At 70.7% G+C, this 17,251-nt stretch carries 15 protein-coding genes; 6 read left to right on the top strand and 9 right to left on the bottom strand.

Annotation, left to right across the window (positions count from 1 at the left end; translation table 11 throughout):
• Positions 1 to 19 precede the first annotated feature (19 nt).
• Complete coding sequence (locus tag Q1V88_RS06970; RefSeq protein WP_300679751.1) at positions 20 to 2,200, bottom strand: UvrD-helicase domain-containing protein; 2,181 nt, start codon at positions 2,198 to 2,200, stop codon at positions 20 to 22.
• A 191-nt stretch (positions 2,201 to 2,391) separates the two neighbouring features.
• Positions 2,392 to 3,513, bottom strand: a complete 1,122-nt coding sequence (locus tag Q1V88_RS06965; RefSeq protein ID WP_300679748.1) for a YihY/virulence factor BrkB family protein — start codon at positions 3,511 to 3,513, stop codon at positions 2,392 to 2,394.
• A gap of 157 nt (positions 3,514 to 3,670) precedes the next feature.
• Between Q1V88_RS06965 and Q1V88_RS06960 the strand changes: the two genes are divergently transcribed.
• Together Q1V88_RS06960 and Q1V88_RS06955 are read left to right on the top strand one after the other, a co-directional pair.
• On the top strand, positions 3,671 to 5,395 hold the full coding sequence (locus Q1V88_RS06960; protein WP_300679952.1) for a phosphatidylglycerol lysyltransferase domain-containing protein: 1,725 nt from the start codon (positions 3,671 to 3,673) through the stop codon (positions 5,393 to 5,395).
• Positions 5,392 to 6,228: a hypothetical protein gene (locus Q1V88_RS06955; protein ID WP_300679745.1), complete on the top strand. Its 837-nt coding sequence runs from the start codon at positions 5,392 to 5,394 to the stop codon at positions 6,226 to 6,228. The genes Q1V88_RS06960 and Q1V88_RS06955 overlap by 4 nt, the downstream gene beginning before the upstream one ends.
• Here the strand turns inward: Q1V88_RS06955 and Q1V88_RS06950 are convergent.
• Both Q1V88_RS06950 and Q1V88_RS06945 read right to left on the bottom strand, forming a co-directional pair.
• The gene (locus tag Q1V88_RS06950; protein ID WP_300679742.1) at positions 6,188 to 7,294 is read right to left on the bottom strand and encodes an alpha/beta hydrolase-fold protein; all 1,107 of its coding nucleotides are present in this window, start codon (positions 7,292 to 7,294) and stop codon (positions 6,188 to 6,190) included. The genes Q1V88_RS06955 and Q1V88_RS06950 overlap by 41 nt on opposite strands.
• A gap of 148 nt (positions 7,295 to 7,442) precedes the next feature.
• Positions 7,443 to 8,054, bottom strand: a complete 612-nt coding sequence (locus tag Q1V88_RS06945) for a TetR/AcrR family transcriptional regulator (RefSeq protein ID WP_300679739.1) — start codon at positions 8,052 to 8,054, stop codon at positions 7,443 to 7,445.
• A gap of 17 nt (positions 8,055 to 8,071) precedes the next feature.
• On the opposite strand from Q1V88_RS06945, the gene Q1V88_RS06940 reads away from it, so the two are divergent.
• The gene (locus Q1V88_RS06940) at positions 8,072 to 9,511 is read left to right on the top strand and encodes an MDR family MFS transporter (protein WP_300679736.1); all 1,440 of its coding nucleotides are present in this window, start codon (positions 8,072 to 8,074) and stop codon (positions 9,509 to 9,511) included.
• A gap of 99 nt (positions 9,512 to 9,610) precedes the next feature.
• Here Q1V88_RS06940 and Q1V88_RS06935 read toward each other — a convergent pair whose 3' ends face one another.
• From Q1V88_RS06935 to Q1V88_RS06920, 4 genes are all read right to left on the bottom strand, one after another.
• Positions 9,611 to 9,952, bottom strand: a complete 342-nt coding sequence (locus Q1V88_RS06935) for a helix-turn-helix domain-containing protein (protein ID WP_300679733.1) — start codon at positions 9,950 to 9,952, stop codon at positions 9,611 to 9,613.
• A gap of 207 nt (positions 9,953 to 10,159) precedes the next feature.
• The gene (gene dmpG / locus Q1V88_RS06930) at positions 10,160 to 11,185 is read right to left on the bottom strand and encodes a 4-hydroxy-2-oxovalerate aldolase (RefSeq protein WP_300679731.1); all 1,026 of its coding nucleotides are present in this window, start codon (positions 11,183 to 11,185) and stop codon (positions 10,160 to 10,162) included.
• Positions 11,182 to 12,138 carry an acetaldehyde dehydrogenase (acetylating) gene (locus tag Q1V88_RS06925; protein WP_300679728.1) on the bottom strand — a complete coding sequence of 319 codons (957 nt, stop codon included), beginning with the start codon at positions 12,136 to 12,138 and terminating at the stop codon, positions 11,182 to 11,184. The genes dmpG and Q1V88_RS06925 overlap by 4 nt, the downstream gene beginning before the upstream one ends.
• A gap of 57 nt (positions 12,139 to 12,195) precedes the next feature.
• The gene (locus Q1V88_RS06920; protein WP_300679727.1) at positions 12,196 to 13,005 is read right to left on the bottom strand and encodes a fumarylacetoacetate hydrolase family protein; all 810 of its coding nucleotides are present in this window, start codon (positions 13,003 to 13,005) and stop codon (positions 12,196 to 12,198) included.
• A 69-nt stretch (positions 13,006 to 13,074) separates the two neighbouring features.
• Here Q1V88_RS06920 and Q1V88_RS06915 point away from each other — a divergent pair, with 69 nt between their 5' ends.
• A complete protein-coding gene (locus tag Q1V88_RS06915) occupies positions 13,075 to 13,830 on the top strand; it encodes an IclR family transcriptional regulator (RefSeq protein ID WP_300679724.1) in 756 nt (251 codons plus the stop codon).
• A 54-nt stretch (positions 13,831 to 13,884) separates the two neighbouring features.
• On the opposite strand, the gene Q1V88_RS06910 is transcribed toward Q1V88_RS06915, so the two are convergent.
• The gene (locus Q1V88_RS06910; protein ID WP_300679721.1) at positions 13,885 to 15,255 is read right to left on the bottom strand and encodes an MFS transporter; all 1,371 of its coding nucleotides are present in this window, start codon (positions 15,253 to 15,255) and stop codon (positions 13,885 to 13,887) included.
• Between the two features lie 153 nt (positions 15,256 to 15,408).
• Between Q1V88_RS06910 and Q1V88_RS06905 the strand changes: the two genes are divergently transcribed.
• Complete coding sequence (locus Q1V88_RS06905) at positions 15,409 to 16,092, top strand: helix-turn-helix domain-containing protein (protein ID WP_300679718.1); 684 nt, start codon at positions 15,409 to 15,411, stop codon at positions 16,090 to 16,092.
• A 294-nt stretch (positions 16,093 to 16,386) separates the two neighbouring features.
• Positions 16,387 to 17,247, top strand: coding sequence for an alpha/beta hydrolase (locus tag Q1V88_RS06900; protein WP_300679715.1), 861 nt, complete (start codon positions 16,387 to 16,389; stop codon positions 17,245 to 17,247).
• The last annotated feature ends 4 nt before the right edge of the window (positions 17,248 to 17,251 follow it).

Genomic DNA, 17,251 nt, shown 5'->3' with positions numbered 1-17,251 from the left:
CCCGCGTTCAGGTCCTCGTTCAGGAGATGGTGGTGAGCAGCTGAGTGGCCCGGGTCAGGACGACGTACAGCGTCGCCCGACCGGTCGGCGACTCGTCCTCGATCTCCTGCGGACGGACCACCACGATGGCGTCGAACTCGAGCCCCTTGGTGTCCAGTCCGGTCAGCACCACGACCCGGTCCTCGGCCGAGGCCGAGCCCGACGAGTCGGCGGCTGCGGCGCGGGCGTGCGGTGCGTCGTCGGCGACCTCGGGCCAGCCCGCGAGCCAGGTGTTGACCTCGGAGCGACGCGAGACCGGGACCACGATGCCGACGGTGCCGCCGACCTCGCCGGCCAGGCGGACCACCTCGGCCCGCACCGCCGCCTCCAGCGCGGCGCCGTCGGCCCGGCCGGTGATCTCGACCGGCTCGACGCCGGTGGAGCGGACCGCGCGGGGCAGGTCGGCGTCGAGGCCGACGCGGGCGGCGTAGGCAGCGGCGTACTCGTAGATCTCCGAGGAGTTCCGGTAGTTGGTGGCCAGGTGGAAGGCGTGCACCTGCTTGCCCTCCAGCGCCTCGGCCCGGGCCGCGTCGGACTCGGCGGGGACCGGCCACGAGGACTGCGCCGGGTCACCGACGATGGTCCACGACGCGGTCCGACCGCGCCGCCCGACCATCCGCCACTGCATCGGGGTCAGGTCCTGGGCCTCGTCGATCAGGACGTGGGCGTACGGGTCGTCCTCGATCCGGTTCGTCGGCGGACGCCAGGACGGGCCGGTGGCGTACTCGCGGTCGGAGGCGGTGAGCAGCTCGGTGACGTTGATCCCCAGCTCGGGGTCGATGTCGCGGGAGTCCTCGGGCTTCTCCGGCAGATCGCCCAGGGCGTAGCGCAGCTCGTCGATCAGCGGCACGTCCTGCACGCTCGGGTCGGTGGCACCGCCGGTCCAGGACTTGAGCAGCAGGCTCTGGTCCTCGGCCGAGAGGACGCCGTCGCTGACCCGGGCCAGGAAGTCGGGGTCGCGCAGCCAGCCGAGCACGGTGGCGGCGTCCAGCGGCGGCCACCAGTCGGCGACGAAGGCGAGGAACTTGTCGTCGGAGACGATGTCGTCCTCGAACGCGTCGCGGCCACGCTCACGGCCACGCTCGGAGCGGACCTGGCGCCACAGCGCGTCCAGCAGGGTCTGCGCCACCCGCGGCAGCTGTCGGTTGCGCCGGCCCTGGCTGAGCAGCTGACGACGCAGGTCGCCGAGGCGGTTGCGGTCCAGGGTGAGGACGTTGTCGCGGTAGAAGACCTTGTACTCGCGCGCGGCCCCCGGCACGGCCTGGCGTGCGGCGCGCCGCAGCACCTCGGCCATCCGGGCGGCGCCCTTGACCGCCGCCACCGCGGGGTCGTCCTGCCGCGAGGCCTTCACCCCGTCGACGACCTCACCCAGCGAGCGCAGCGCCACGGCCGTCTCGCCGAGGCTGGGCAGCACCCGGCCGATGTAGTTCATGAAGACGCCGGACGGACCGACGATCAGGACACCGCCGGCCTCGTAACGCCGACGGTCGTTGTAGAGCAGGTACGCCGCGCGGTGCAGCGCGACCACGGTCTTGCCGACACCGGGACCACCGGAGATCGTCACGACGCCCTTGCCCGGCGCGCGGATCGCCTGGTCCTGCTCGGCCTGGATGGTCGCCACGATGGAGTGCATGGTGCGGTCACGGGCCCGGGACAGCTGCGCCATCAGGGCGCCCTCGCCCACGATCGGCAGCTCCTCCTCGCGCCCGGCGTACGCCTCGGCGTCGAGCAGCTCGTCCTCCACCCCGATCACGTCACGGGCCTTCGAGCGCAGCACCCGACGACGTACGACGCCCTGGGGCGCGGCAGCGGTGGCCTGGTAGAAGACGGCCGAGGCCGGGGCACGCCAGTCGATCAGCAGCGAGTCGCGGTTGTCGTCACGCAGCCCGATCCGGCCGATGTAGCGCGGCTCGGGGTCGAGGTCGGCGTCGAGGTCGAGCCGGCCGAAGACCAGGCCCTCGTGGGCGGCGTCGAGCTGGGCGATCCGCTTGGCCGCCTGGAAGAGCATCGCGTCGCGCTCGACCAGGCCACCCTCGTGGCCCAGACGGCCACGGGCGTGCCCCTCGGACTCCAGCGCCTTGGCGGCCTGGGCCGAGGTCACGAGCTGGCGGTACACCCGATCGACGAAGGCCTGCTCGGCCGCGATCTCACGCTGTGCCACAGCAGCGGAATCGGTCTGCGACTGATCGCTCTGGTCGTTCAACGACGTCTCACTGTCCCCATCACCACGGGCCGGCAACCGCGCCGACCGAGCAGTCAACTCTACCCCCGGGAATGCCCCGGCACGACGTTGCCGAACCCCGGATGCGGAGGCGTGTCGCGGCCACCGTGGCGGGGCCTGCGGCGTACGCCTCAGAAGGTGTCGTTGAAGCGCCGCTCGCGGACCGCGTGCGGGTCGGTGGACTCGGCCTCCTGCGGGTTCAGGAAGGGGTCGCTCTGGTCACGGCGACGGTTCGGCTTCCGCGCCCAGCTGGGGTCCATCACGATCTCGTGGGTGTCCCCGTCACGGCCGTCGAAGCTGACCGCCACGGTCTGGAAGCCCTTGTGCCGATTCATCAGCGCGTACGACGCGTAGGCGCGGCGATCAGCATCGGTCAGGTCCACCGCGTCGGTGAACGGGGTCAGCAGCGCACGCGGCCACAGGTGCCGCACGATCACGACGTTGACCTCGATCGAGAGCACGCCCATCACCGCAGCGACGTAGATGAACGCGATCAGACCCAGAACCGTGGCGAAGGTCTGGTTCATCCCCGAGGCGCCGTTGATCACCTTGTCGACGTAGACCGTCCCGCCCCACTGCAGGATCTGCCACAGCACCGCCATCGTGAACGCACCCGGTGCGGCCGAGCGCAACGGGTGGTTGCGGGCGGTGCCGAGGCGGAAGAGCAGGGTCAGCATGGTGCCGACCAGCAGCACGGTGGCGAGCACGATCAGCCAGCGCAGGTTGGCGTCGATGTGCGGCCCGAAGACCTGGGTGTTGGCTCCCAGGGTGGAGACCACGGAGATCGCCAGCACCGCCAGGCCGGCGGTGCCGAGGAAGATCAGGCTGCGCAGCCGCAGCAGGATCGGGTTGGGCCGGCTGTTGCGCGGCACCGACCAGGCGGTGTTGAGGGTGTTCTGGATCGCCTGGCCCAGGCCCATCGCACCGTAGACGGCCGCCAGCGAACCGGCCACCACACCGCCGGTCGAGCCCTGGATGGACTCCGGGCGGCCGAGCTGGTCACCGATGATCGGGAACTGGCTCAGCGCGGAGTTGAGCAGCTCCTCCTGGAGCTTCGGGTTGCCCTGCAGGAAGAAGCCGAGGATCGAGGTGGCGAGCAGCATCAGCGGGAAGATCGCGATGAAGGCGTAGTACGTCACGACGGCCGCCAGGTAGTTGCCCTGGTCGTCGAAGAACTTGTAGATCACCCCGAGGGGAAACCCGATCGGCGGAAAGCGCCGCTGCGCCCGATCGACCGACCCTACGAATCCCACGTGCGCAACCTTAATGTGAGCCGGGATGAGTTCCTGACAACAGTGTGAACATCGTGTCGATCGTCCACCACTTCTAGCCATCAGGCTCCTACAGTCACAGGTGGACGTCGCGGAGGACACCGCGGTCCCACTCGGGGGAGGCACAGGCGTGGCGACGATGACAGTGTCGGGTCATGACCGCGACACCGACCGGCAGCTGCGGCGGGTCCGCACCAACCAGCGCACCCGGCGCTGGGCCAGCTGGCTGGCGCTGGCGGCCGGGGCATTGACGATGGCCTCGGCCCTGACCCGGCCGATCCACCGCCGACTGGAGTTCCTGCTGGAGTTCCTGCCCTTCCAGGCGCTGCACATCGCCACCGGCGCGACCCTCTTCGTCGGCGCCGCCCTCCTGATCACCGCCCGCGGCCTGCGCCACGGCCAGTGGGTCGCCTGGGTCTCCACGGTGTCCCTGCTGGCGGTCTCGCTCGGCCTCAACCTGCTCAAGGGCCTCGACGCCGAGGTCGCCACGGTCAGCGCCGTGGTCGCCCTGTGGCTGCTGGTCTCGGCCAACGCGTTCCGGGTGATGCCGACCCGCGGGCAGCTGGTCTGGAGCCTGAAGTGGGGCGGCCTGGTCGGCCTGGTGGCCCTGGTCATCCCCACCGCGGTCTCGTTCCTCGTGCGCTACGAGCACCAGGGCGAGACGCGCCATCTGGCCGCCCACCGGCTCGGACGCAGCCACCTGATCGGCAGGCCGACCACGATCCCGACGCCGCTCCTGATCGAGTTCGGGGTCGCGGTCGCGCTGCTGCTGCTCTGGTGGGTGCTCTCGCGCTGGCGCACCGCGAACCAGCCCAACCAGCACGAGGCCGACCTGGAGACAGCCCGGCACCTGCTCGACACCACCGGCGGCGACACGCTGGCCTACTTCGCGCTGCGCGACGACCGGGAGTGGTTCTTCTCGGGCCGCTCGTTCGTCGCGTACGCCGTCCGCGGACCGGTCTGCCTGGTCTCCCCCGATCCGGTCGGGCCGCCCGAGGAGCGCTTCCAGGTCTGGGCCGACTTCCTCGAGTTCGCCAGCGACCGCGGCTGGGGCGTCGCCGTCCTGGCCGGCTCCTCGCCCTGGCTGGAGGTCTACCAGCGCTCGGGGCTGCGGGCCTGGTACTACGGCGACGAGGCGATCGTCGACGTGCCGTCGTTCACCCTGGAGGGCTCGGCCAACAAGGGCCTGCGCCAGGCCGTCAATCGGGTCGCCCGGGCCGGGGTCAGGGTCGAGTTCATCGACCCCGCGCACGCCTCCCCCGCCCTGGTCGAGTCGGTGCTGGCGATGGCCGGGCGCTCGCGCCAGGGCGAGGCCGAGCGGGGCTTCTCGATGACGCTGTCGCGGCTCTTCGACCCGCGTGACACCGGGCTGCTGATGGCCGTCGCGTTCGACGCCGAGGACCGGGTGCTCGGCTTCATCCAGTGGACCCCGGCCACCCTGCTTCCCGGGTGGTCCCTCGACGTGATGCGGCGCGACACCGGTGACGACGTACCCAACGGGCTGACGGACTACCTGATCGTGCGCACCCTGGAGCACATCGCGCCGCAGGGCGCGGCCGGCCTCGGCCTCAACTTCGCGGTGATGCGCCGGACCCTGGACGACCCGCCGCCGGGACTCAAGGGCAAGGTCAGCCGCTACCTGCTCGACCTGGTGGCGCGCTACTCCCAGGTCGGGTCGCTGGAGCGGTTCAACGCCAAGTACCGGCCGCGCTGGGAGCCGCGCTACCTGGTCTGGGGCGCCACCGACGAGGTGCTCACCCAGGCCCTGGCGATGGCCCGTGCCGAGGGCCGTCTGGAGTTCACCCGACGGCGGGGCGGCGCCGCGAGTACGGCGTCCGGAGACGGCCCCGCGGAGAGCGCGTGAGCACGCCGCTGGCGCTGGGGATGCTGGCGGCCGCGTCGCTGCTGCTCGGGGTCGCCGCGGTGGCGCAGGCGATCGGTGCGGCCCGGACCAGCGGCCTACGGGTCCTCGTCCAGCCCTGGTACCTGCTCGGCACCGCCTGCGACCTGGGCGGCTGGCTGCTGAGCGTGCTGGCGATGCGCCACCTGCCGATCCTGCTGGTGCAGACCGCGCTAGCGGCCTCGCTGTGCGTGACGGTGCTGCTCGGCACCGTGGTGCTGGGCACCCGGCCCGGCACCAGGGTGTGGGGCGGGGTGGCGGTGCTGCTGGTCGCGACCGGCCTGGTGGCGCTGGCCGCCGAGACCGGTCGGGTGGGGGCGGTGCCGGGGGCGCTGACCCCGCTGCTCGGCGTCGGCCTGCTCGTGGTCGCGGTGGCGTCGGCGTGGGCGTACCGCTCCCCGGGGACGGCCCGTTGTGCGGCCCTGGCCGGGCTGGCCTACTCGGGGGCGGCGGTGGCGGCCCGTGCCGTGCACGGCAGTGGCGCTGCCCACCTGCTGACCGATCCCCTGGTCTGGCTGCTGCTGGCCCTCAACCTGATCGGTGCGGTGATGTTCGCCCGCTCGCTGGAGACCGGCCCGCACGCCGTCAACGAGGCCACCGCCTGGCTGTGGGCGGTCGAGCTGGTGGTGCCGTCGGTGGTCGGCCTGGCCGCGCTCGGCGATCGGGTCCGGCCCGGCTGGGGCGTGCCCACGGCGGCAGCGATCGCCGCCGCCGTGGTGGCCGCCTGCGTGGTGTCGCTCTCGGGTGCCGAGGAGCTCACGCCGCGAAGCCAGGAAGCCCTGCCGCCAGCCAGCTGAGGGCATCGGGCACGAGCGGCTCCCAGACGGAGTTGCGGTGCCCGCCGACCGAGATCACGGCCGCCTTCACCTCGGTCGGGGCCTTCGCCGCGGCGATGAAGTCGCGTGAGGTCGGCCAGGCGATCGAGTCCTGCTTGGAGGCGAAGAGCCAGACCTTCACCGGCGGCCGCTTCTCCTTGGCCATCGTGATCAGGTTCCAGCGCTGCAGCTGCGCCGTGGTGTACGGGTGGAAGGAGCCCTCGTACGACGGCACGAAGTACCCCGAGAACGAGATCCCCGCGCCGTAGACGTCGGGGTGACTCATCGTCAGGAACGCCGCGCACCAGCCGCCGAAGGAGTAGCCGATCGCCGCCCAGCCGGTGCGCACGTCGGAGGCGTGGACGTGGTTGACGATCCACTGCGGCAGCTCCTTGCTCAGCCAGGTCTCGGTCTGCGGCGTCCCCGCCGGGCCGTTGAGGCACTCGGTGTCGCGACTGGTCGGGTTGTTGATCTGCGGCACCACCACGATCGCCGGACCCATCTTGTGGCTGGCGATCGCCTTGTCGACGGAGCTCACGATCGAGGTCGCCATGAAGCCGTGCGGCGAGCTCGGGTAGCCGTGCAGACCCAGCAGGATCGGGTACTTCCGGGTCGAGGTGGGGTCGTAGCCCGCCGGCAGGTGCACCTCGACCTCCATGTTCTGGTTCGAGGCCTCGTCCTTGACGGTGTAGATCTGCTCCTGCTGGCCGGCCGCCGGCAGTGCGTAGTTCGCCGCGGCCGTCGGGGCCGGGATGCCGGCGCCGGCCACCTTGGTCGGCTCCGGCGCGTTCCCGCCGCCGGTGATCGTGGTGTACGAGCTGTGGTTGCCGACCAGGTCGCCCCAGCTGGAGTACCAGACGTACTTGTTGTTGACCGCGATGCCGACCTGCATCAGCACCACGACGGCCAGCAGCATCGCCAGCAGGCCACGGGTCGCCCCTTGGGCAATCTCCGAGCGCCACCGCGGCCGGCCCCACACGATCAGGACGAGCAGGACGACGAGGACCAGCCCCACGACCCACGGCAACAGCGAACCGGTCAGTCCCATGCTCCACCCCCGAGGACGTTCGCGTGGTGTCCGGCCACCTGCCGTTCCTCCGAACTGGTCCTTGTCGCCGACACTAGCCCCGCGGCACCAAACACCCGGGCCGCGAACCTCGGCCCCTCGCTTCTGCGCCTCGGCTCAGCGCTCCGGTTCAGTACTCCGGGGCGAACCCCACCAGCGGCAGGTAGATGGTGTCCAGGATCTCCTCCATGCTCGCCGCGTCCGGGATCTCACCGGTCATCAGGGCGTGGTGGCGCAGCAGGTCCATCGGCAGCGTGGCGATCCGGGGTGTGAGCCGGTCCGGGTCGATCTCGCCACGAGCCACGGCACGTTCCAGGATCGGCCGGATCCGCTTGGTCGAGTCGCGCAGCAGGTCGGCCCGGAACTGCGCCAGCGGGACGCCGGTCTCGACCGAGGCGGCCATCCCGATGGTGAGCATCCGCACCATGTCGAAGCCGACCTCGCCCGCCAGATCCAGCATCGCGAGCATGTCGCCGCGCAGGCTGCCGGTGTCGGGGGCGGCGAACGCCACCTGGGCGCGCCTCCAGCGCAGGGTGTCGAGCACCAGCGCGTACTTGTCGTCCCAGCGGCGGTAGAGCACCGCACGCGAGGTCGAGGCGCGTTTGGCGACGCGGTCCATGCCGAAGCCGACGTACCCGTGCTCGGTCAGCTCGGCCCAGGCGGCGTCGAGCAGCGCGGCCTCCAGGGCCTCGCCGCGACGACGGGTGTCGACCTTGGACCCCGCCTCTCCCTTAAGAGACATATATGTACCCTATCAACGTGACAGCGACCTCTCCCGCTCCTGCCGACGCGGCAGGCCCGTCCAGCTCCTCCGGACTGGACCCCCATCTTCTGCGCACCGCCTTCGCGATCATCGCCGGCGGTATCGCCGTCATCTTCGACTCCACCATCGTCTCCGTCGCCATCCGCGACCTCGGCCGCGAGCTGAACTCCGGTGTCAGCCAGATCCAGTGGGTCTCGACCGGCTACCTGCTGGCGATGTTCGTCGCCATCCCCGCCACCGGCTGGCTCCAGTCCCGCCTGGGCGGCAAGCACCTGTGGATCTGGGCCCAGATCCTCTTCGGCCTCGGCTCCGTGCTGTGCGCCTGCGCCTGGGACACCCCCAGCCTGGTCGCCTTCCGCGTCGTCCAGGGCCTCGGCGGCGGCGTGATGATGCCGCTGATGATCACCCTGCTGATGCAGGCCTCCCAGGGCCAGCCGCTGGGCAGGGTGATGGCCGTGATCGGCCTGCCGATCTCGCTCGGCCCGATCCTCGGCCCCGTCCTCGGTGGCGTGATCCTGCACTTCGGGTCGTGGCACTGGCTCTTCCTGGTCAACATCCCGTTCGTCATCGTCGGCGTCACCGCCGCGATCAAGGTGCTCAACCACGACCGACCCGCCCCCGGCACCGGCCGCGCCTTCGACTGGCTGGGCTTCTGCCTGATGGCACCGGGCACCGTCGGCGTGATCTACGGCCTGGCCAACGTCAGCGAGGACGGCGGCCTGAGCCGCACCGACGTGTGGCCGTTCCTCCTGGTCGGCGCGATCCTGCTGGCCGCCTTCGTGCCGTGGGCGATCTCGCGCGGCGACCGCGCCCTGATCGACGTCAAGCTCTTCCGGCACCGCCCGCTGGCCGTCGGCGGCGCGCTGATGTTCCTGATGGGCTTCGTGCTCTACGGCTCGATGTTCCTGATGCCGCTCTTCTTCCAGACCCTCGACGGCGCCACCCCGCTGCGCGCCGGCCTGCTGCTGGTCCCCCAGGGCGTCGGCACCCTGCTGTCCCGCCGGATCGGCGGACACTGGACCGACACCATCGGCCCGCGGATGGTCGCGATGGTCGGCTTCGCGATCGCGATGGTCGGCACCATCCCGTTCGCGTTCTCCGACGGCGACACCGCCCAGTGGCTCCTGATGGCCGTCCTGCTGGTCCGCGGCTTCGGCCTGGGCATGGTGATGACCCCGATCATGGCGGTGGCCTACAACGGCCTGGAGCGCCACGAGATGCCCGACGCCAGCATCCTGACCCGCGTCACCCAGCAGCTCGGTGGCTCCTTCGGTACGGCGGTCCTGGCGACGATCCTGTCGGGCTCGATGGCCTCCGCCTCCGGTCCGAGCGACATCGCCGCAGGGTTCCAGGAAGCGTTCTGGTGGGCGATCGGCTTCACCGCCGTGGCGACGGTCCTGGCCGTCGTACTGCCGAAGCGGCCGCTGCCGCTCTAGCCTCCCTCGGGTGCGCGCCGCAGGGACGGCGCGTACCCGAAGGTGGCACCGACCGGCGCGCCAGCGAGCCACGTCCACACGAAGACACGATCCTGCCCCTCAGAAGTCGCTGTCATCGCGGCTCGCCTCCGTGACGTCGACGCGCGACGGGATCAGGCCGAGATCGCGCTCGGCGGAGCGACGCAGCCGGGCGACCTCGACCGGGTCGGTGGTGGAGAACAGCGGGATCCCCAGCAGCGCCGCGGCGTTCAAGGTCGTGCCGATGGCCACCGTCGGCTCCCCTCGCTCGATGGCAGCCAGGGTCGGCCGCGACACGGCCAGTCTCCCGGCGAACTCCTCGGCGGTCAGTCCGCGCTCGATCCGGGCGCGACGGATCATCGCCCCCAGCGCACGGACCGCATCGCTCACCTCAGGGCGAGGCGACACTGGCTTCTTCGGCATACGTCGACTCTAGGTAAATAAACCTTCCACAACCAGGGGCTTCGCAAACTTTATTGCACATCCTGTGCGAGCGGCACGGTCCCGCGCATCGCCCGCGCGAGCCACGGACGTGACCCTGAAATGACAGCGAGCCGGGGACGGCAACCGCAACAGCGGCTGCCTTCCCCGGCTCACCAGGCTCACGGGGTCACCGACCCCGGGTCACCCTCAGGCGGAGGCGGCCTCGCGGGCAGCGACCAGGTTGAGGGCGATGTCGATGATCATGTCCTCCTGGCCACCGACCAGACGACGCTCGCCGCACTCCATCAGGATGTCGCGGACGTCGACGCCGTACCGCTTCGAGGCGTTCTCGGCGTGGCGCAGGAACGAGGAGTAGACCCCGGCGTAGCCCAGCGTCAGCGTCTCGCGGTCCACCCGGACCGGACGGTCCTGGAGCGGGCGCACGATGTCGTCGGCAGCGTCCTGCAGCTTGAACAGGTCGCAGTTGTGCTTGAAGTCGCTGAGGTTGGCGACCGCAATGAAGGGCTCGATCGGGCAGTTGCCCGCACCGGCACCGTGACCGGCGAGCGAGGCGTCGACGCGGTAGACACCGTTCTCGACGGCGACGACCGAGTTGGCCACCGACATCGAGAGGTTCTCGTGGGCGTGGATGCCGATCTCGGTCTGCGGGTCGAGGGCGTCGCGGTAGGCACGCACCCGGGCAGCGACGTCGTTCATCGTCAGGCGGCCGCCGGAGTCGGTGACGTAGACGCAGTGGGCGCCGTAGGACTCCATCAGCTTGGCCTGCTCGGCCAGCTTCTCCGGGGCGGCCATGTGCGAGAGCATCAGGAAGCCGGAGACGTCCATGCCGAGCTCACGCGCGGCCTGGATGTGCTGGGCCGACACGTCGGCCTCGGTGCAGTGGGTCGCGATCCGGACCGAGCGAACACCCAGGTCGTAGGCGTGCTTGAGCTCGTGGATCGTGCCCACACCGGGCAGCAGCAGGGTGGTGAGGCGAGCGTTCTTGATCACGCTCGCGGCGGCCTCGATCCACTCCCAGTCGGTGTTGGAGCCGGGACCGTAGTTGACCGAGCCACCCGCGAGACCGTCGCCGTGGGCGACCTCGATGGCGTCGACACCGGCCTCGTCGAGGGCCGAGACGATGCGCTTGACGTCGGCCGGGCTGATCCGGTGGCGGACGGCGTGCATGCCGTCGCGGAGGGTGACGTCCTGGACGAAGATCGGGGTGCTCATGCGTTCGCCTTCTTCTGTGCGATGCGCTCGGCGACCTGGAGGCCGGCCGAGGTCATGATGTCGAGGTTGCCGGCGTACGCCGGAAGGTAGTGCGCGGCACCCTCGACCTCGAGGAAGACCGACACCTGGTGGGTCGGGCGCTCGGCGCCCTCGGTGAGCAGCGTCTCGACCGGCTGGTCGTCGTCGATCGGGAAGATCTGGACCTGCTGCTTGAGCCGGTAGCCCGGGACGTACGCCGACACGTCGGCGACCATCTTGTCGACCGAGGCCTTGATCTCGGCCTCGAGCGAGGCGGCGTCGGCGCCACCGAGGTTGACCAGGGCGAACACGGTGTCGCGCATGATCAGCGGCGGCTCGGCCGGGTTGAGGATGATGATCGCCTTGCCGCGCTTGGCACCACCGACGGCGGTGATGGCGGCCGAGGTGGTCTCGGTGAACTCGTCGATGTTGGCGCGGGTGCCCGGGCCGGCCGACAGCGACGCGATGGAGGCGACGATCTCGGCGTACTCGACCGGGACGACGCGGGAGATCGCGGCGACGATCGGAATGGTGGCCTGGCCACCGCAGGTGACCATGTTGACGTTCGACTTGTCGAGGTGCTCCTCGATGTTGACCGCCGGGATGACGTAGGGGCCGATGGCCGCCGGGGTCAGGTCGATCATGATCTTGCCGAGCGGCTCGAGCTTGCCGGCGTTGTACTTGTGCGCGCCGGCCGAGGTGGCGTCGAAGACGATCTCGATCTCGTCGAAGTTCGGCAGCGCCATCAGGCCGTCGACACCCTCGTGGGTGGTCGCGAAGCCGAAGCGGGCCGCGCGGGCGAGGCCGTCGGAGTTGGGGTCGATGCCGACCATCGCGCCCATCTCGAGGTTCTCGGAGGTGCGCATCACCTTGATCATCAGGTCGGTGCCGATGTTGCCCGACCCGATGATGGCGACCTTGGTCTTTCCAGTCATGGGTTTCAGTCCTTATGCAGAGGGTTGAGGAGGCTTGCGAGTCGCTCGGGGCGAGTCTCAGGCCGGGAAGGTGGCCGCGACCGTGCCGAGACCGGTGATCGAGACCTCGACCGTGGCGCCGGGAGTGATCGGCGCCATCGGGCCGAGCGCGCCGGAGAGCAGGACCTGGCCGGCACGGAGCGGCTCGCCGAAGTCGCGGGCGTACTTGGCCAGCCAGACCACGGCGTTGACCGGGTCGCCGAGGCAGGCGGCGCCGTTGCCGGTGGAGACCTGCTCGCCACCGATGCTCATCGTCATCTCGACGTCGACCGGGGTGAACTCGTCGAGCGTCTTGCGCTCGGTGCCGAGCACGTAGACGCCGGCCGAGGCGTTGTCGGCGACGGTGTCACCGAAGCTGATGTCCCAGTTGGCGACGCGGCTGCCGCAGACCTCGATGGCGGCGACGCCGTAGTCGATCGCCTCCTTGACCTGGTCGTAGTCCAGGTCGCCCTCGGCGAGGTCGGCCTTGAGCACGAAGGCGACCTCGGCCTCGGCCTTGGGCTGGAGCACCTTGTCGAACGGGATGTCGTCACCGTCGGTGAAGGCCATGTCGTCGGTGAGCCAGCCGAAGTCGGGGGTGGCCACACCGATCTGCTTCTGGACCGCGTCGGAGGTGAGGCCGATCTTGCGGCCGACGACGACCCGGCCCGCCTCCAGCTGGAGCGCGATGTTGGCGTTCTGGACCGCGTAGGCGGCCGCGATGTCGTCGCGCCCGATGAGGTCGCGCACCGGCGAGGTGGCGACCCCGGTCTCGGCCGCGGTGCGCAGGCGCTCGGCAGCCTGCGCGATGGCGTCAGCGCTGACGCTGCTCGTGAGGGTCTCGGTCATAGTGCCAACTGTCCCCCGTCGATGTGGCCGCGACCACGCCGATGTTCCACTCACCGGTACGCTGATTTCATGAGTACGGCGGCTCTGGACACGGTCCTCGGCAAGGCGGTGGCGATCCTGCGGGCGTTCAGCGCCCATGACCGGGTGCTGCCCCTGGCCGAGCTGGTCCGGCGTACGGGCCTGCCGAAGGGCACCGTGCACCGGATCGCGGGCGACCTGGTCGAGCACCGCTTGATGGACAAGACCGCGCAGGGCTACCGGCTCTCGGGCGGGCTCTTCGAGCTGGGCCTGCGCGCCTCGGCGGAGCGGACCCTGCTGGAGGTCGCGATGCCGTTCCTGCAGGACCTCTACGAGCGCACCCACGAGACCGTCCACCTCGGGGTGCGCGAGGGCGAGGAGGTCGTCTACATCGCCAAGATCGGCGGCCACCGCCAGGCCCGCACCCCCTCGCGCACCGGCGGCCGGATGCCGATGCACTGCACCGCCCTGGGCAAGGTGCTGCTCGCCCACGCCACCCCGGAGCTGCGCGCGGAGGTCCTGAGCAAGCCCCTGGAGCGCCGCACGCCGCACACGATCATCGCCCCCGGCGTGCTGCGCCAGCAGCTGGATCGGGTGCTCGAGACCGGGGTCGCCTTCGAGCGCGAGGAGTCCACCGCCGGCCTGCTCTGCGTGGCCTCGCCGGTCTTCGAGCCCGACGGCAGCAGCCCGGTCGCCGCGATCTCGGTCACCGGGCCGGTGGGCCGCTTCCGCCCCGAGACCCAGGTGACGGCCCTGCGGGCGGTCTCGGCGGCACTGGGCTCCACGCTGGCCCGGCGTCGCGTCTGACCGCCCGCTGCTCGAGTCCGCACTCGAGCCTCAGTGCTCAGTTCCGCACAGCGTTCAGCGCGCGGGCACCTCGACGGCAGCACTGGCGGCCTCAGCAGCCTCGGCCTCGGTGTCCATCGCGTCCTTGGAGCCCCGGTACGTGAGGTGGAGGGCCGTCACCGCGATCGCGGAGACGACCAGCACACCGCCGTACAGCCGATAGAGGTCCTCGGGGGTGAAGCCGTGCTCCTGGAGGAAGGTGGCGATGTTGGGGGCGAAGAAGGCGACGATCCGGCCGACGCCCATCATCAGGCCGACCGCGGCGGCGCGGATGGCGACCGGGTAGATCGACGGGCTGATGCCGTAGTAGGCGGCGACGCCACCGTTGACGGCGAAGCCGACCAGGACGGCGAGGATCAGCACCATCGTCTTGTCGGTGAAGAACGCCGCGAAGGCGAAGAAGACGATCACGCCGAAGGCCATGATCATGCCGGTGACCAGGCGGGCCGGGATCCGGCGGGCGAGCAGGCCGAAGGCGAGCGCGCCGAGGATGCCGCCGGCGGCGACCATCGCCTGGGCGCGGATGCCGAAGTCGGGGTTGCCGGTGGTCTCGGTGACGAGCTTGGCGGTCAGGCCGTTGGCGAAGTAGAACGCCGCGATCAGGGTGGCGTAGGAGATCCACAGCAGCAGGGTCCGCGGCAGCATCGCGCCAGAGAAGACCTGGCGGACGAAGCCGCCCTCCTGGATGCGGGCCGGCGGCGCGGGCAGCTCGGCGGCGGCCGCGACGCCCATCCGGGCGGCGATCCGGTTGTAGGTGGCGAGGTCACCGCTGCGGCGACGCTGCACCAGGAAGCTGACCGACTCGGGCAGCGCGACGAAGGCCACCACGGCGACGACGGCGGTGAGGATCGCGGAGAAGAAGAACGGCCCGCGCCAGCTGAACGCGTCGATCAGGGTGCTGGACAGGAAGCCGCCCAGCGCGGCACCGAGCGGCAGGCCGATGCCGTAGACGCCCATCACGAGACCGCGCCGGTCGGCGTTGGCGTACTCCGAGACCAGCACGGAGATCGACGCGATGATCGCGCCGAGGCCGAGGCCGGCGAAGAAGCGGAAGGCGAGGAAGCCGTCGAAGCTCTGCGCCAGACCGCCCAGCGTCATCGCGACCACGATCACGACGAGGGCGGCCAGGGTGAGCGGGCGACGACCGATCCGGTCGGCGAGCGGGCTCAGGCCGACAGCACCGACGCCGATGCCGAGGGTACCGATCGAGGCGACCAGCCCCTGTTGACCCTTGTCCAGGCTCCAGTGCTCGGTCAGTGCCGGAAGGGTGTACGACGAGATCAGGATCTCGTAGCCGTCGATCATCGTCAGCACGATGCAGAGGCCGACGATCAGCCACTGGTAGCGGTTCATCGGATTGCGGCGGATCGCCTCGGTCAGGTCCATTGCTCAACTCTCGGTGTGTAAATAACGCACTACAAAGTGCGATTTTTGCTTGGGCAAGAGTGTGTTCTGCGACACAGAACTGTCAACCCCCTCGACAGCAACAATTCGGTACGCCGACCGGCTGGTGCGACGAGCGGTCTACGCTGAGCCCCCATGAGCGAGGCACGACCCGCCCCCGGGGCCCAGACACTGGCGCGCGGACTGCGTGCCCTCCAGCTCGTCGCCCTGGCACCCGAGGGCGCAGCGATCGGCGAGATCGCGACCCAGCTCGACGTGCACCGCACCATCGCCTCGCGGCTGCTGACCACACTCGCCGACTTCAAGTTCCTGGTGCGGATGCCCGACGGGCGCTACCGGATCGGCAGCGGCGTGGCCGCACTGGCCTCCGGCGTGCACAGCACCCTGCGCGTCGCCGCCGACCCGATCCTGCGCGACCTGGCCGAGCGGCTCGGCGCCACCGTCACCCTCTTGATCGCCGAGGGCGAGGAGGCGGTCGCCCTCTCGGTGGTCTCGCCAGCCACCTCGCAGTACCACCTCGCCTTCAATACCGGCGGCCGTCACCCGATCCGGCGGGCCGCCGGCGGGGTCGCGCTGCTGGCCGCCGGACCCGCCCTGCCTGCTGAGGACCCGCGCGTCACCGAGGCCCGCGCCCAGGGATTCGCCAGCACCTTCGGCGAGGTCGAGCCCGGCGCGTACGGCGTCGCCGTACCCATCGACCTGCCCGAGGGCCTTCCCCGGGCCTGCCTCAACCTGATCACCCACCGCGAGGAGATCGCCGACGCCGCGGTGCCGGCCCTGACCGAGGCCGCCCAGCGGCTCGCGGGTCTGCTGGGCTGATCCGCCCGCAGGTCGCGCCGGCACCCCCGGCGCACTCGACGCACCCGGCGCACCCTGCGCACTAGACACCCTGGCACACCACCCTCCGATCCGCTCAACCACGCCTCGGAGCGCCTTCGCGCGCCCGCGCCGCGTCGCGCCCCTCCGCGCCCGCGCCCGGAATCTGGTGCGGATTCCGGGCCATCTGACAGCACAGAAGACTTGACACTCACCCGGTCCGGTGGTGGCATGGTCTACGTCACATCGTGTAACTATCGCTTGAGGTAGTGCAAATACAGCACCTAGGAGACGAAGATGGCGCTCACCAAGGAAGCCGCGACCCGCGACCTCACCCTCCCCTCAGGCGTTCACGTCCGGTACTACGAGGCGGGTGAGCAGGGTGCGACCCCCGTCGTCCTGCTGCACGGTTCGGGCCCCGGTGCCCACGGCTGGTCGAACTTCTCCGGCAACATCGAGGTGCTCGCCGCTGCCGGCCTGCACGTGATCGCCCCCGACATGCCCGGCTGGGGCGAGTCCGACGCCGTCAAGACCGTCGAGATGAACCACGCCGCCGACCTGCTCGCCATCCTCGACGCCCTCGGCATCGAGAAGGCCGCCCTGGTGGGCAACTCGATGGGCGCCCACACCGCCGTCTGGTTCACCACCCTGCACCCCGAGCGGGTCTCGCACCTGATCACGATGGGCGCCTCGCTGGGCAAGGGCCCGGCCAGCCTCTTCTCCCCCGCCGGCGCGCCGAGCGAGGGCCTCAAGGTCCTGATCAAGGCCTACAAGGACGCCACCCCGGAGAACATGAAGGCGCTCGTCGAGGTGATGACCTACGACAACGCCCGGTTCGCCACCCCCGAGCTCACCGCCGCCCGCTCCGAGGGCGCGCTCTCACGCCCCGACCACCTGACCAACTACGTCGAGGGCCTGCCGCATGGCGCGCCGATCCCGATCAAGGTCGACCGCTCGCTGATCCCCTCGATCACCGCCCCGACCCTGCTGATCCACGGCCGCGACGACCGCGTGCTCCCCTACGAGGTCAGCCTGCGCCTGCTCGCCGACATCCCGAACTCACGCCTCGTGCTGCTCAACCGCTGCGGCCACTGGGCGATGATCGAGCACGCTGACGAGTTCAACCGGCTCGTCGTCGACTTCGTGACGAACAACTGAGGAC

The sequence above is a fragment of the Nocardioides sp. genome, from assembly GCF_030150155.1.
GTDB lineage: Bacteria > Actinomycetota > Actinomycetes > Propionibacteriales > Nocardioidaceae > Nocardioides.
This window is presented reverse-complemented; position numbering and strand designations above follow the sequence as displayed.

Coding starts and splice junctions, on each gene's coding strand:
- Q1V88_RS06960 (WP_300679952.1), top strand. CDS start 3,671: ATGACAGTGTCGGGTCATGACCGCGACACCGACCGGCAGCTGCGGCGG.
- Q1V88_RS06950 (WP_300679742.1), bottom strand. CDS start 7,294: ATGGGACTGACCGGTTCGCTGTTGCCGTGGGTCGTGGGGCTGGTCCTC.
- Q1V88_RS06945 (WP_300679739.1), bottom strand. CDS start 8,054: ATGTCTCTTAAGGGAGAGGCGGGGTCCAAGGTCGACACCCGTCGTCGC.
- Q1V88_RS06935 (WP_300679733.1), bottom strand. CDS start 9,952: ATGCCGAAGAAGCCAGTGTCGCCTCGCCCTGAGGTGAGCGATGCGGTC.
- dmpG (WP_300679731.1), bottom strand. CDS start 11,185: ATGAGCACCCCGATCTTCGTCCAGGACGTCACCCTCCGCGACGGCATG.
- Q1V88_RS06925 (WP_300679728.1), bottom strand. CDS start 12,138: ATGACTGGAAAGACCAAGGTCGCCATCATCGGGTCGGGCAACATCGGC.
- Q1V88_RS06920 (WP_300679727.1), bottom strand. CDS start 13,005: ATGACCGAGACCCTCACGAGCAGCGTCAGCGCTGACGCCATCGCGCAG.
- Q1V88_RS06915 (WP_300679724.1), top strand. CDS start 13,075: ATGAGTACGGCGGCTCTGGACACGGTCCTCGGCAAGGCGGTGGCGATC.
- Q1V88_RS06910 (WP_300679721.1), bottom strand. CDS start 15,255: ATGGACCTGACCGAGGCGATCCGCCGCAATCCGATGAACCGCTACCAG.
- Q1V88_RS06905 (WP_300679718.1), top strand. CDS start 15,409: ATGAGCGAGGCACGACCCGCCCCCGGGGCCCAGACACTGGCGCGCGGA.
- Q1V88_RS06900 (WP_300679715.1), top strand. CDS start 16,387: ATGGCGCTCACCAAGGAAGCCGCGACCCGCGACCTCACCCTCCCCTCA.